Genomic DNA, 12,977 nt, shown 5'->3' on the forward strand with positions numbered 1-12,977 from the left:
CCAGATCGACCTCTCCGGAGTCATCGCCGCCAAAGAGTCGCAGGTGGAACAGTTGGAGCAGCAGGTATCGGCTCCGGACGGCGACGACGAGGAGCGACGTGAGGCGGCGCGCCAGTTGGCAGCAGCGGCCGAAGCACTCGGGAGGGTCCGGGCCCAGCGTGAGAGCTTCCTAGCAGAGTTAATGGACATGCGGCGGCGAGGAACTTGGGTAAGTCCGGTAACGCAGCTGCGACTTGACGACGAGCCGCCCGACGCGACCCCGGCCGGGAAACCTTCGTAGATTTCCACTGCGCGCCCGTTCACGGCTGGAGTTCCACCACCTCGACCAGGTCCGCCAGGTCCGCCAGGTCGACGTGGGCCGACACTTCCGCGCGTGTGCGGCTGCACGCGATGAAGTAGCGGCGGGCCGCCCATCGGCCGCGCCGTCAAGCACGTAAGTGATCGCTCCCGCTCATGAGCTTCCCTCGTTTTGCATGGCTTTGACCTGGTGCTTCGTACTCTGTCCGGTATGCGGAGCCCCCTTGCCGAGTTCCTTCGTGCTCGGCGTCAGGTCGTCTCCCCCGAAGAGGTCGGTTTGCCAAGCGGTCACGACCGCCGGCGCACGCCGGGCTTGCGCCGCGATGAGGTGGCTTTGCTGGCGGGGGTCAGTGTCGACTACTACATGAGATTGGAGCAGGGCAGAGAACGCCGTCCGTCGGATCAGGTGATCGACGCCCTGGCACGCGTGTTTCACCTTGACGCCGAAGCCGCCGAGTATCTTCACCAGCTCGCTCGCACCCGGTCGCGTAGATGTGGGGGCGATGGCGAGGACGAACAGGTCAAGCCGCATGTCCTGCTGCTCCTGGACAGCTGGAACCACGGGCCGGCGGCCGTGCTGAACCGTCGAACGGACGTGCTGGCCAAAAACGCGCTGGCTGTCGCTTTCGTCGAAGGGTTCGAGCACGCGGACAACATTCTGCGGATGCTTTTTCTCAACCCGGTGGCCAAGGGGTTCTTCCCGGACTGGGAAAAGGAGGCCCGTCACATGGTGGCCCACCTACGTGCCGTCGTGGGGGCAGACCACGAGGATCCGTGCCTGCTCGAGCTGGTCGAGGAGCTCTCGGAGGAAAGCGAAGCCTTTCGACAGATGTGGGCTCGCCACGACGTACGCTCCAGGCGCGGCGACGCCGTTCGCTATCGCCACCCCCTTGTCGGCGACCTGATCCTCTGGCATGAGTCGTTCTCCGTCGACAGCGCCCCCGGCCAGCGTCTTTTCACCACGCGAGCGGATCCTGGCAGTCCCTCCGAAGAGGCTCTGGCCAAGTTGCGTGCCATGAAGAGGCTCTGTCTGCACTAGTCACAGGCGGCGATAGGCGCTGAAGTCCGTCACTTCCACCAGGTCAGCCAGGTCAACGTGAGCAGCCACCTCCGCGGGCGTGCGGCAGCACGCGATGAAGTAGCGGCGGCCACCAACCAGCCGGGAAACCCGCAGCCGCTGCCGACCGCCGAGGTTGATCGCTTCGACCTCATACCCGTCCACGCCGACCATGCGTAACACCACATGGTGAGGTTAGGAAACGGCAGGTCAAAGGCGGTTAAAGCGGAATGCCCAGCGCAATGCGGGGGCCATCATTCTGGCGCTCAGGTCCGTGCTGCTCCTCACTCGATAGTGTGGAGTTATAGGCGCTTGGGGGTAGTGTCCATCGAAGCCCGGGCGGCCCCCGACACCAGCTAGGGGGCATCTCATGTCTACCTTCTGGGACCTCAAACACCAGCTAGGTGAGGCGATCAACGCCCACGACCTGCATAGAGTGCTCGACTGCTACAGCCCAGACGCTGTCTACGTAACGCCATCAGGCGTACTAGAAGGGCACGAGCAGATCGCCTGGCACTACGAGCAGCTTTTCAAGGGCTTCTCGGACCTTCACCTGACACCGTGGTTCGAGCTCGGCGACTGCGATAACCCTGTGGTCACAGAATGGACGGTAACCGGCACACATACCGGACCCCTCCTACTGCCGGATGGGCGCGAGCTAGAAGCAACGGGCCGTCGCATCACTGTTCGCTCTACCTGCTCAGCTTTCGTCGCGAACGACAAGATCGAAACGCACCGGGAATACTTCGATCAGTTGGAGCTGTACAGCCAACTCGGCTTGAGCTTGACGGGGCCCGCCTCTGCGTAGGTGAGTCGATCAGCAGAGCATGGCCTTCTCTGCGCACGCCAGCATCACCGGCCCGTGGTACGTCAAGGCGTGGGGACGTGCGGTAACCCCCGTCCTCTCGGCGGAGGACGGGGGCCACGGGCTGTGATCTGTCGAGGTGGTCAGGCGTAGGCGGTCAGGTGCTGGAGGGTGACTCCCGCTGTGGCGCCTACTTGATCAGCATCATGCGGGGGCATCTAGTACATCACCCCGTGGATGTGCCCGGAGTGGTGAGGCCGATGCCTGTGGCCGACTTCTCGGTGGGACGGGGGCCCTTCTGGCAGTGTTCCTCTGAAGCGTCCGCCTCCCCCCGAAGGCGTGCGCTCGCCACGGAGATCCCCCATTCGGCGCCAACTGATACCGACGACCCGGACAAGGCCTGCTCAAGAGCCCATGACGGGCGGTCCCTCAAACGCGAAAACGCCGCCCCACCCCCTCGCGCGGGGGTGGGGCGGCGTTGCTGTGCGGGGCGTCTTACAGGACGCGCCCTTGGATGACCTTCGTCCTCGTGAACCCTTGGGCTGGGTCCATGGTCGGGGTCAGACCGAGCGGCATCAGCAGCATGAGGGCGGCGTTCAACGCGACCAGCAGAGCGCCCTGCGTGACGCTGGAGATGTCGAACCCGAACGCGACGATGCCAGTCAGGATCGTCTGCACCGCGCCGATCAGGGCGGACGCGACGAGCGGGCGGGTGGCGGCGGCGACCCACACGGCGACGATGCCGGCCAGCACGGTCACGGTCGCGTCGGCGGTGACCTGGTTGAGGCCCCACGCCTGGACGGCGGGGATCGTGATGAAGAAGGCGAGCACGGCCTGGATGGCGTGCAGCCACACGGCGGGCTCTCGGCCGAAGATACGCATGTGAGTGCCCCTCCTTGGGGACAGGCCCGCCCGGGCGGCGGGACGTATGGCGGGTCAGACGCGGGGCGGCCAGGACCAGCGGCCCGGCTCGTCACCCTCAGTCCGAGAGGTGGCCCAGTAGGCGTCGTTGCCGTCGAGCAGCACCTGCAGGTTGCACACGCCGTTGGCGTCGGGGAACACCTGACCAAGACCGCCAGATAGACCTGGCCGGCGAATGCCTGGTTGCGACGTGCGCCTGGTGGCCGCTTGGATCCACGGCGACAAGCAACACCCGGGCATCGCGTGCGGGTGTTCGTCGAGACCGACGCCGGCACAACGGGCGAGGTGCGCCTCGTCGAAGCCATCAGCGGCGCGCAACTCGGGAGCACGCTTTCCGGGCCGGCCGCAGACAACTGCGAGTCCCTGGAGGCGTCCGTCCTGGGCGACTATCTGACGCTCGTGGTAAACGACGTCCACGTGCGCCGGATGGCGCCCGCGTGGGGCACGACCGCCATCCGCATGGGAGTGGCGTTCGCCGAGGGGATCCAGTCGTGAACGCGCTACGGCAGTCGGCGGTCGGATCCGATGGTGCCGCCGAGGACGAAGTACACGCAGATCAGGATTGCCGGTATGACCACGACGTAGCCGAGGATCAGACCGGCGATCGCAGAGCCTCGGCCGCTCTTGCGCCCGTTCTTCGTTTCAGCCATGCCGACGTGCCCGAGGACGACCGCGGCCATGCACGGGAGTGCGTACAGGCAGCAACCTCCGACGAGCCCGATGATCCCGAATACGAGACTCGCGGTCGCGTATTTGGAGGCCAAGAGTGCTTGCACGTGCACCTGCTGCGGCGCGTACGGCGAGGGCGCCTCGCCGTACGGCATGGGCGGCTGACCATGCGGGCCCGTCTGGGGGCTGGAGTACGGACCGGTGTGCGGGCCGGCGGGGAATCCGGACGGCGGGGGCGGCGGGTATACCGAGGGCTGCGTGTAGCTCGGATCGTTCGCGTAGGGATCGTTATCGCTCACGGGTCACCTCGGACACGGGGAAGTCCAGCTAGATCAAGACGCCCCGGAATGGTAAATGGCTACCGGTGGGCGAAGGCGGCTTTCCACGTCTTCGGCCCGACGATCCCGTCGGCGTCGAGGTGCTCGGCCTTCTGGAACTTGACGCACACCGCCTTCGACTTCGGCCCGTAGTAGCCGTCGACGTCGATGCTGTAGCCGATCTTCTTCATCTGGGCCTGCCAGCGGCGGACGTCGTCGCCCTTCAGCAGCGGCGGATACCGCAGCAGACGGCCGGGGTACGCCGTCGAGGACGTGGCGTGGGTGCCGCCGAGTCGGCGGGCGATCTCGGGGATGATCTCCGCCTTGTACTGGCCGAGCCGTACCGGGCCGGGGCAGTTGTGCGAGTTCTCATTCCACACGGGGAGCTGCGAGTGGTAGCCGAAGCCTGTCCCGGACGGCGAGGTGACCAGGCGGGCCGGGTGGCCGGTCTGCTTGCACCACCAGACGCCGAGCCGGATCAGGGACTCGGCTTGCTTGTCGGACCAGCGGACCCCGGACTTGGCGCCGTCGCTGGTCTCCACGCTGGTGCTGTAGCGGTTGCCGGCGAACTGGGCGTCCGCGGAATGGGTCAAGTCCTGCCACTGCCAGATCGCGCCGTCGAGCGGTTCGGGGTCGTAGGAGCCGCCGATGCCGAACGTCGACTCAGTGCCCGTGTAGCCGGACGTGCGGAACATGCTGTCCGTGCCGCGTAAGAATCCCGACATGGTGTGCAGGATGAAGATCCGCGGCACGCCGATCTTCGGTTGAGTCTGGCTGCCCAGCGGCTTGTGATCGGCGAACGGGCACCACAATTCAAGGGTCATGATCACGCTTCCTCTTCAGAGCTGGTGACGGGCACCAGGCCGGCGTCTCTGACCTGCCGGGTGAGCCGGGATACCTGCCGCGTCAGTCCGTTGATCTGGAGGGCCTGGCGGTCCAACTCCGTACGGAGTTGGGCCAGGATGCCCTCGTACGACTCGCGGGCGCGTTCGTAGGCGTTGGCCTCGATCTGGCGGATCGCAGCCCGCTCGTCGGCCTCGGTCTTCTTCTGAGTCGCCCTGCTGGCGGCGCGGGCGGTGTAGACGGCCGACCCCAGGCCGGCGACACCGCCGATGGTGGCGACGATGATGCTGACCGGGTCCATCAGGGGTCCCGTCGTGCTTCACGCCACCCTGAGATGATCGCCAGCCAGCCGGCGAATCCCAGCCAGATCACAGCCGACACGAAACCGCGGGGAATCTCCCCCACCGCCCACCCGAGCAGGTACACCGTCCCCCACACCACCATCAGCAGGCTCGCGGCCGCGAACGCGAGCCGGTCGGTGAGCATGAGCGCCTGCACCATGCAGGTCAGCCCGACCGTCCCCCAGATGGCCGCCCACATCGGCAGCGGCAGCAGTAACTCCAGGAACGCGATGCCGGGACTTCCTCGACTTTCCGGCGGGATGGTCAGCAGGCTGACGGCGTAGACGAAGTTGAGGAGCGCCACGAACAGCAGGCTCGCGCCGCGGCGGCCGATTCTATGCAGCACGCCCATCATCACCCGGCCGGCCATTCACCCTCCCGTGCTCCGTACGGTCCAACGAGAACAGGCGGGACGAGAAATGAATTGCCAAAACCCGAATTCAGCAAATAAACAAATGGGGGCGGGCAAGTTTGGCTATCCGCTGCTGATGCACGTATTGCCCCAGCAATGCTGGAGAATTCAAAGCCCCGCCACCTGCGGCCTTTGGGCAGCTCACAGCCGGGCGTAGGCACACATTCGGCGTTCGATCGCCCTAGGGCGAGTCAGATTCACTGGACGAGCCCCGAAATCGACGCGGACGATGGAATGGCAATCCCGATCGCCGCATGCGGCATGATCGAGAGGGGCTATCTCATGCAGGGCAAACGATTCTCGTTGTTACTCGGCCCAGCAGTCCTTACCGTCGTCGGCCTCTGGTCGTCGGCGGCTGCCCAGGCCTCCGTCCACCACCCGTCTGCCATGGCGGCGGCAGTCAGCGCGAACCGTGCGGCATTGCCTGCGGCCCACGGCGACGGATCGGAAGAGAGCGGGATCGCTGGGTCCGTTCAGGAGAGCGGATACACGCGGGGCAGCATCAGCAGCGCGATCGGCGAGGAGTCCAGCTACAGCCCCATCCTCTACAGCGAGGAGTCCAGCTCCAGCCCCACCGTCTGGGGCGAGCAGACCGCGTACAGCCGCCCGGTGTCATGGAGCCGCACGAGCGAGAGCGAATGCCCCGAGGCGGCCGGCAGTGAGACTTCGTACACCCGCCCCACGGCGTTCACCCGTTCGGTGACGCGGATGGAGACGGTCACCAATCCGGTCACGCGGATGGAGACGGTCACCCGTCCGGTGACCCGGATGGAGACCGTCACCAGCCCGGTGACGCGGATGGAGACCGTCACCCGTCCGGTCACGCGGATGCAGACCATCACCCGTCCGGTCACGCGGATGGAGACGACTACCACCCCGGTCACGCGGATGGAGACCGCCACCCGCCCGGTCACGCGGACGGAGACCATCACGAGTCCAGCGACCCGGACGGAATCGGTCAGTATCCGGTGGTGACAGGCGGCCGCTGAAGTAGAGAGAACAGAGGGGCACGAGCGTTTCGCCGGTGCCCCTCTGTCGTGCTCTTGTTGCGCGTCGGCGGTTCAGCTCAGCTCTCCGCCTTCAGGTTCACGCGCTCGGCTTCGAGCTGGTCGCGTTCAGCCACCAGGCCGTTCAGGGCTGCGCGCAGCTGCGCCACCTCGTCGAGAGCGGCATTGCGTTGCCGGGTCGTCTGCTCCAGAACCGCGGCGATGTCCACGCTGATCGGCCCCGGCTCGCGCTCAGTCATACCTGGCGTCCTTCATGGCCATGCCCCGACGCTGGAGCGACTGACGCGACCTGGCTACCGCGTGGCCACGATCGGCGATCTTCTCCTTGTCGACCCTCTGCCTGGTCTCTTGCTTCAGCACCTCCCAGATGGATGCGCCCTTCATCACCCGATCGGGAGAACGTGCTGGCCCTCCGGCCGTACGTATCTCGACGTCCTGGTGCTTCTGTTTGATCTCCCACTTCTTCTTGAAGTCGGCGATCTTGTCCTGGACCCGTCCCTTCGCCGCCTCTTGTGAGAACGCCATCGGGCTCAGGTTGTCGGTCGGGTGCTCTCCTATCTCCGGTAGCACCGTTTCGAGATAGCCGAAATACAGCATGTGGTCGACGACCTGCTCCAGGCCCTCATCGGTGTCCAGGTCGTATCCGTACACGGCCGCCCAGTCGTTCACGATCGCCTTCGGGAGCGATACGCCATGCAGCCCACCTCCAGCTCCGAGAGGGCCGCCTTGCGGGACCTCGAACGCGAGTGTCCACCGTTCCTCGGCCGTCGTGACGTCGTCGACGAGGTGGCTCAGCACCCACGGGACCTGATCTTCGATCCTCAGCTCACGTGCGGGCTCGCTCATGTTCCCCTCGTCCCGATGTAGGTGATGAAGTCGGTCGCGCCGCCAGCTGAGGAAGACGTGAACGCGAAACTCGACGCGTTCGCCAGGGTCATGATCCAGGAGACGATCGACGTGCGTCTCAGCGAACACGTGGTGTTCATCTGCGTCTCGTAGGTGACTCCGAAGCCGATGGTCTGGGAGCTGAACCCGTCGATGCTCACTCGCCCGCCGGTGAACGCCCCGTCCGGGTCGAACTTCCAAAGGTTGCCGCGAACGGCCACGTTGCCTGAGTCGGAAATGAGGTCGAGATCCCCTCATGCCTGAACGGTGACGTCCCCACCGGTCGACTGCAGCAGACCGACTCCGGACGTGATGGAGCGGAACGCCCCAGCGGTGACGCCGACGTCGCCGTTCGCCTGCAGCCGGATCCGGCAATCCGGGGTGGCGCCGGCGTTGTCCAGCAGCCAGTCGGAGAACCCCGACCCGAGGAACAGGCTCGGCGTCGACCCGTTCGCTCCGACCGTGCCCTGCAGGCGGATCTCCGGCTCGATCGTGGTGGAAGGCGCGCCGTAGATGCGGGCGAACGCCGTCCCGGACGCCGGGTAGAAGCGGATCTCCGGGTCCACGCTCCCGGGTGGGTTCAGGATGACGCGCCGCCCGGTGACGCCTGATGAGATCGTGCCCGTCAGCGACACCGACCCGTCCGCCGCTGAGATGTTCACCGTCTGCGAGTTGGCCGCGTTGTACGCCTGCAGCCCGCCCGCGTTTAGCTCGACCCGGGCCCCGGTGTTCGCGGTCTTGATGCGGGCGCTGAGCGTGATGTCCCCCGCGAGGGTGCCGGCGGTCAGCTTGGACACGGTGACGTCGCTGATGTGGAGGTCGTCGATCAACAGAGCCGTCGCGGAGGCTGCCGGCGACGGCGAACTCTTGTTCCCCTCCGCGTCGACGGCGATCACTGTCGTCTCGTCGACCGTTACTGTGCCGATGGCGGGGATGGCTGCCTGCATCATGCCTGCGTTGGCCGAGACGGTGCCGCGTAACGTGCTCGCGTCCGGGGTGAACCCGGTGGCTGGGCCAACGTGGACCTCCAGGTGGTCGAGGTCTTTCTCCAGGTTGTACGTCCCGCCGGCGGCCTGGCCGAGCGTGTGAGTGATCTGAAAGGCGATGCGGCTCGCCGCCACAGTGGGCGGCGCCGGTGCCGACGGGGCGATCGTGTCCGGGTTCGCGACCGCTGAGGTGATGGCCGACCAGGCGCCTGCGTTGCCGGAGGTGGCGACGGCGCCGACCTGGAAGTCGTACGTCATACCAGGGCCGAGCCCGCTGATCATCGCGGACAGGTGTGCCGACGCTGTTCCAGACCTCCAGCCCGACGACCGAGCACGACGGCATGTTCGGGAACGTCAGGGCGTTGGTGTTCGACGTCGCTCCGGCGGACGCGGCCGCGAACGTGACGTCCTTGCGGGCGTAGGCGAACCCTCCAGCGTTGGCAATCTCGGTACCGGCGGCCGAGTCGCTGCCGTTGGCCGTCACCAAGGCGACCTTGAGCGGCGTCGTGGGCCTGGCGGGCGAGCCCACGCCGTTGATCCAGTCCAGGATCAGCAGCTCCGCCGCATCGGTGAGGTTGTCGGCCATACCAGCCCCCTTATCTGCGTGGTCCTGGCGCAGCGTCTTTTACCTTCACCGCCCGACAAATCGGACACTCTCAATTCATGGTCATCTTGGGGCCGGAAAGCGCCTACATGCGGGCGGGTCTGAGCGTTCGACGCAAATCGTCGGGTATCGCTCGCGGGGTAACCAGCAACACCAAGAGAGGACGAACGATGCGAAACTTCGCGCGCATGGGCTCTGTCGCCATCGCAGCGGCATTCCTATCTGTTGCAGCACAGTCCGCTGCATCTGCCGAGGGCAACCCGCACGCGGCGCAGGCGCTGAACAGGGCTGCCCAAGCCAACAACGACGAGCAGCAGACAACGCACAGGAGGACCACTGAACTCACCGTGCACGCCGGGCCTACCCTCAGAGGGGTCCCGTTCCTCCCCCGACCGAGTGCCCAAACGGCAGCGGCGCTGGCAGCGGCAAGGCGCGCATCAGCAGCAGCAGCGGCAGCGGCAGCGGCAGCGGGCGGATCTGCTGCAGCAGCAGCGGCAGCAGCGGGCGGATCTGCTGCAGCAGCAGCAGCAGCAGGGGTAGGGCTAACGGGCGGATCCGCTGCAGCAAGAGCGGCAGCTGGATTGCCTCCTTTCTAAAGGCACGCGAGGTCGGCCCTCGCGATAGCGAGGGCTTACCCGAGAGCCCCTTTCCTGATCATGATCGAATCGGTGTTCGATACTGGGGGCAGGCACGAGGCGAAGCTGCCGGTCCGCATCCGCCTGGCCAGCTGGTACTGCCGGCAGAACCCCGGCGGCACGGTCGAGCTCGCGGACAACCCGCTCGCCTGCTGGGAAGTCACGGCGTTACACGCGCGGTACCTGGCGCCGGAGGCGTTCACCGACGTCGAGGCCCACGAGCAGACGTACCGTCACCGGCTCCACTGGGACCTGCACGCCTACCTGGTCGACCTGGACGGCGGGACGATGCTTCCCACCCTGCAGCGGGTGCTCGTGCACCAGGACCTGCACCAGGTCTGGTGGCTGCGCGAGGTCGACGACGAGTATCTGGAGCGGATCGCGGTCAACCAGCTGCCGCTCGAGCCGCAGCTGCCGGTGGCGGAGAAGTGCTGCCGCTACCGGCGAGATCCGGCCACGGATACCGCAAAGCGGGACGCGTGCGAGGTTCAGGCCTAAGCCGAGTAGGAGGCGCGCAACGCGTCACGCTCCTCCGGGGTGGCCGGCACCGGGTCGCCGCGGTGGATGCAGGCCTCGATCGTGGCCAGGTCGCGGTAGTCGTACAGGGTGGCGTCCCGGTCGCCCTACTTGCGGAGCCGGTAGCGGGAAGCCCACGAGTAGATGGTCCCCTTGGACCTGTGGAGGCGGGCCGCGGCCACGTCGACGTTGACCGGCTCGGGCACATGATCACCCCCGGGAACGCGAAACCCCCGACGCTACGGGCGGTCGGGGCGAAGGATCATGTGACGTTACGATGCATAGTTCGTCCAGGTCGGCCCGATGCGCAACTTAGGGCACGTCGGAAACTTGCAGCCATTTGCCACGGTCCGTCTTTCAGGCATCGGCACCCATGCCGGGCCCATCATGTAGTCATGGCCCAATAGATCATGGAGCGGACCGTCGGGAACGGGGTATGGGGGGCCAGACCCAAACGGACGTTGCGTGGCAGCCGATCACGCTTCCGGTTCGACCACGTGTTCGACTTAATCCGCGTAACAGGGAAGAAGGGACTGTCTCATGTCCCATCATCTTGATACTCCGCTGGCAAGCCAGAGCGGGAACCTTTTCATCGATGACCTGTACGTGTTCCCGGGCGAGGGCAGCACGGGTGTTCATCATGGATGTCAACTCCGACATCACCGGCGCCCATGCTGAGCCGGGCTTCCACCCCGATGCACGCTACGAGTTCAAGGTGCACTTCGACGGAGCCGACCAGGAGGACCTGACGTACCGGGTGTCCTTCGGCGAGTCAGACTCCAGCGGACGGCAGGCCCTGAGGCTTTACGCCCTCGGCGGCGCAGAAGCGCGAGAGGACTCCGAGGACGGCGCACTCTTGCTGGAAGGGCGGACGGGTGAGCCGGCCAGCGGGGAAGGCGCCCGGATCTGGGCCGGACGCATCACGGACTCGTTCTACATCGACTTGTCGCTGCTCGCCATCGTCAACTCCGCGGTGGCAAAGCGGATTGCGGTCGACCTGTCGGACTGGCGCCCGGAAAACGCGCAGAACAGCTTCGCTGGCAAGACTGTCGAGTCGATCGTGCTGGAGGTCCCCCACCAGCATCAGCATCTGCTGCTGGGGCCCGGCGCCCACATCGGGGTGTGGTGCGCCACCAAACTCGCCACGGACTCCGGTGGCTGGCGGCAGGTCAACCGCGCCGGGTATCCCATGATGTGGCCGATCTTCTGGCCCGGTGACACCGACTTCTCCAACCCTGCCAACTCGCGGCACCCGTCTGAGGACGTCGCTGCCGACGCCGGGTACATCGCTGACCTCGTCGCCGCCGTCGTGGCCGCCAGCGGGACCTCCGGCGACCCTCAGGGCTATGGCCAGACCGTTGCCCGCGAACTGTTCCCCGATGTGCTGCGCTACGTGGTAGGCACCCCCGCGACGTTCGGCCTCGCGGCCCGTAACGGCCGGACGCTGGCCGACAATGCACCCGAGGCGATGCTGTCGCTCGTCGCCGGTACCGCGGTGCCCTCGGGACTGAAGCCAGCCGTCGCCAGCGACTTTCGGGATAGCAGCTTTCCTTACGTCAAGCCAGCGTGATTCCGCCGGTCCCAGCAGTCCAGGTCAGCGCAATTGGGAGGTTACGGCCCGCCCGGGATGCCGAGCCATTCGGCGGCGGTCAGCATGAGCGCCTCGCCGGGAACGCGGAACGGCAGCACGTGAGGGACAACGAGGACGTCGCCGTCCGGGCGGGGGAACACGATGGCGACGTCGGTGAGGCAGGGAGGCGACGCGATCACGATGCCCCCCATCCTGCCGGGGGTCGTGATTCGCGAATCGCGAGACTCGGAGTTCCTCGAGGCCGAGTTACGTGAGAACACGCGAAAGGCTACCCACTTAACCTGAAAACCCAGGTCAGGGTTCTTTCCCTGACCTGGGGAGTTTTGATCCGGTCTTATTGGCTCATCCGTTCCCGATCCGTTCGTGCATAGTCCGCGCCGTCAGTCGTGTGGGCCGGTGGCCTTCAGGGGGTTGGTGAGCGCAGGGTCATTGAGGGCGCTCTTGACGGTGCCGCCGGACTCTTGCGTGCTGGAGGTCGAGCTCTCCTCCACGTGTCGCTTCTCCTTGAGAATCGGAACGGTCGGAGGCATAGCGGCGATGGCCCAGGCGGGCTGGAAGTCATGCGCGGAGTTGTTGGTGAGGTTGGTCTGCCCGCTGCCGTCCGCGTTCATCACGTAGATCTCGGCGTTGCCGTCCCGGGTGCTGTCGAAGGCGATCTTGGTGCCATCCGGCGACCACGCCGGGCCAAGGTCGAACGCGACGTTGTTGGTGAGGTTGGTCTGCCCGCCGCCGTCGGCGTTCATCACATAGATCTCGAAGTTGAGGTCCCGGGTGCTGTCGAAGGCGATCTTGGTGCCATCCGGCGACCACACCGGGTCAAAGTCAACCGCGGGGTTGTTGGTAATACGGGTCTGCCCGCCGCCGTCGGCGTTCATCACGTAGATCTCGAAGTTGAGGTCCCGGTTGCTAGCGAAGGCGATCTTGGTGCCATCCGGCGACCACACCGGGTCGAAGTCAACCGCGCGGTTGTTAGTGACGTTGGTCTGCCCGCCGCCGTCGGCGTTCATCACATAGATCTCATCGTTGCCGCCCCGCACGCTGTTGAAGGCGATCTTGGTGCCATCCGGTGACCACGCCGGGTCAAGGTCGAA

21 protein-coding genes and 1 pseudogene are annotated in these 12,977 nt (G+C 66.1%); 7 read left to right on the forward strand and 15 right to left on the reverse strand.

What is annotated here, in order from left to right; all coding sequences use genetic code 11:
• Together Pka01_RS22360 and Pka01_RS22365 are read left to right on the forward strand one after the other, a co-directional pair.
• The coding region (locus Pka01_RS22360) for a hypothetical protein (RefSeq protein ID WP_203884802.1) at nt 1-280 on the forward strand (280 nt) is incomplete at its 5' end.
• Nucleotides 281-508: 228 nt separating this feature from the next.
• Nucleotides 509-1,336 carry a helix-turn-helix domain-containing protein gene (locus Pka01_RS22365; protein WP_203884803.1) on the forward strand — a complete coding sequence of 276 codons (828 nt, stop codon included), beginning with the start codon at nt 509-511 and terminating at the stop codon, nt 1,334-1,336.
• On the opposite strand, the gene Pka01_RS22370 is transcribed toward Pka01_RS22365, so the two are convergent.
• Nucleotides 1,337-1,528 carry a transposase gene (locus Pka01_RS22370; protein WP_203884804.1) on the reverse strand — a complete coding sequence of 64 codons (192 nt, stop codon included), beginning with the start codon at nt 1,526-1,528 and terminating at the stop codon, nt 1,337-1,339.
• Between the two features lie 196 nt (nt 1,529-1,724).
• On the opposite strand from Pka01_RS22370, the gene Pka01_RS22375 reads away from it, so the two are divergent.
• A complete protein-coding gene (locus tag Pka01_RS22375) occupies nt 1,725-2,162 on the forward strand; it encodes an ester cyclase (RefSeq protein WP_203884805.1) in 438 nt (145 codons plus the stop codon).
• 492 nt (nt 2,163-2,654) lie between these two features.
• Here the strand turns inward: Pka01_RS22375 and Pka01_RS22380 are convergent, their stop codons facing one another.
• The gene (locus Pka01_RS22380) at nt 2,655-3,041 is read right to left on the reverse strand and encodes a hypothetical protein (protein WP_203884806.1); all 387 of its coding nucleotides are present in this window, start codon (nt 3,039-3,041) and stop codon (nt 2,655-2,657) included.
• A 54-nt stretch (nt 3,042-3,095) separates the two neighbouring features.
• The gene (locus tag Pka01_RS41305; protein WP_275414493.1) at nt 3,096-3,221 is read right to left on the reverse strand and encodes a hypothetical protein; all 126 of its coding nucleotides are present in this window, start codon (nt 3,219-3,221) and stop codon (nt 3,096-3,098) included.
• Nucleotides 3,222-3,323: 102 nt separating this feature from the next.
• On the opposite strand from Pka01_RS41305, the gene Pka01_RS22385 reads away from it, so the two are divergent.
• Nucleotides 3,324-3,575 (forward strand): hypothetical protein, encoded by a 252-nt coding sequence (locus Pka01_RS22385; protein WP_203884807.1) that lies wholly within the window; start codon nt 3,324-3,326, stop codon nt 3,573-3,575.
• A 5-nt stretch (nt 3,576-3,580) separates the two neighbouring features.
• Here Pka01_RS22385 and Pka01_RS22390 read toward each other — a convergent pair whose 3' ends face one another.
• From Pka01_RS22390 to Pka01_RS22425, 8 genes are all read right to left on the reverse strand, one after another.
• The gene (locus Pka01_RS22390; protein ID WP_203884808.1) at nt 3,581-4,048 is read right to left on the reverse strand and encodes a DUF4190 domain-containing protein; all 468 of its coding nucleotides are present in this window, start codon (nt 4,046-4,048) and stop codon (nt 3,581-3,583) included.
• Nucleotides 4,049-4,107: 59 nt separating this feature from the next.
• A complete protein-coding gene (locus Pka01_RS22395; protein WP_203884809.1) occupies nt 4,108-4,890 on the reverse strand; it encodes a peptidoglycan-binding domain-containing protein in 783 nt (260 codons plus the stop codon).
• A gap of 2 nt (nt 4,891-4,892) precedes the next feature.
• Nucleotides 4,893-5,210, reverse strand: coding sequence for a hypothetical protein (locus Pka01_RS22400; RefSeq protein WP_203884810.1), 318 nt, complete (start codon nt 5,208-5,210; stop codon nt 4,893-4,895).
• Complete coding sequence (locus Pka01_RS22405) at nt 5,210-5,620, reverse strand: hypothetical protein (RefSeq protein WP_203884811.1); 411 nt, start codon at nt 5,618-5,620, stop codon at nt 5,210-5,212. Before Pka01_RS22405 ends, Pka01_RS22400 begins: the two co-directional genes overlap by 1 nt.
• A gap of 587 nt (nt 5,621-6,207) precedes the next feature.
• On the reverse strand, nt 6,208-6,591 hold the full coding sequence (locus Pka01_RS22410) for a hypothetical protein (RefSeq protein WP_203884812.1): 384 nt from the start codon (nt 6,589-6,591) through the stop codon (nt 6,208-6,210).
• 137 nt (nt 6,592-6,728) lie between these two features.
• Complete coding sequence (locus Pka01_RS22415; protein WP_203884813.1) at nt 6,729-6,908, reverse strand: hypothetical protein; 180 nt, start codon at nt 6,906-6,908, stop codon at nt 6,729-6,731.
• A complete protein-coding gene (locus Pka01_RS22420; protein WP_203884814.1) occupies nt 6,901-7,644 on the reverse strand; it encodes a hypothetical protein in 744 nt (247 codons plus the stop codon). Before Pka01_RS22420 ends, Pka01_RS22415 begins: the two co-directional genes overlap by 8 nt.
• 164 nt (nt 7,645-7,808) lie before the next feature.
• Nucleotides 7,809-8,822 carry a phage tail protein gene (locus Pka01_RS22425; RefSeq protein ID WP_203884815.1) on the reverse strand — a complete coding sequence of 338 codons (1,014 nt, stop codon included), beginning with the start codon at nt 8,820-8,822 and terminating at the stop codon, nt 7,809-7,811.
• A gap of 11 nt (nt 8,823-8,833) precedes the next feature.
• On the opposite strand from Pka01_RS22425, the gene Pka01_RS41310 reads away from it, so the two are divergent.
• Entirely contained in the window at nt 8,834-8,962 is a 129-nt protein-coding gene (locus Pka01_RS41310) for a hypothetical protein (RefSeq protein ID WP_275414494.1), read from the forward strand.
• Here the strand turns inward: Pka01_RS41310 and Pka01_RS41750 are convergent.
• A pseudogene (locus Pka01_RS41750) lies at nt 8,941-9,126 on the reverse strand (hypothetical protein); the annotation flags it as partial. The gene Pka01_RS41310 and the pseudogene Pka01_RS41750 sit on opposite strands and share 22 nt — an antisense overlap.
• Before the next feature lie 384 nt (nt 9,127-9,510).
• Nucleotides 9,511-9,711 (reverse strand): hypothetical protein, encoded by a 201-nt coding sequence (locus tag Pka01_RS22430; protein WP_203884816.1) that lies wholly within the window; start codon nt 9,709-9,711, stop codon nt 9,511-9,513.
• Nucleotides 9,712-9,812: 101 nt separating this feature from the next.
• Between Pka01_RS22430 and Pka01_RS22435 the strand changes: the two genes are divergently transcribed.
• Together Pka01_RS22435 and Pka01_RS22440 are read left to right on the forward strand one after the other, a co-directional pair.
• On the forward strand, nt 9,813-10,277 hold the full coding sequence (locus Pka01_RS22435) for a hypothetical protein (RefSeq protein ID WP_203884817.1): 465 nt from the start codon (nt 9,813-9,815) through the stop codon (nt 10,275-10,277).
• 658 nt (nt 10,278-10,935) lie between these two features.
• A complete protein-coding gene (locus Pka01_RS22440) occupies nt 10,936-11,865 on the forward strand; it encodes a DUF4331 family protein (protein WP_203884818.1) in 930 nt (309 codons plus the stop codon).
• 41 nt (nt 11,866-11,906) lie between these two features.
• Here the strand turns inward: Pka01_RS22440 and Pka01_RS22445 are convergent, their stop codons facing one another.
• Both Pka01_RS22445 and Pka01_RS22450 read right to left on the reverse strand, forming a co-directional pair.
• Complete coding sequence (locus Pka01_RS22445; protein ID WP_203884819.1) at nt 11,907-12,065, reverse strand: hypothetical protein; 159 nt, start codon at nt 12,063-12,065, stop codon at nt 11,907-11,909.
• A 201-nt stretch (nt 12,066-12,266) separates the two neighbouring features.
• On the reverse strand, nt 12,267-12,977 hold a 711-nt coding region (locus tag Pka01_RS22450), incomplete at its 5' end, for a beta-propeller domain-containing protein (protein ID WP_203884820.1).

The organism is Planotetraspora kaengkrachanensis, from assembly GCF_016862895.1.
In the GTDB taxonomy this organism is placed as follows: domain Bacteria; phylum Actinomycetota; class Actinomycetes; order Streptosporangiales; family Streptosporangiaceae; genus Planotetraspora; species Planotetraspora kaengkrachanensis.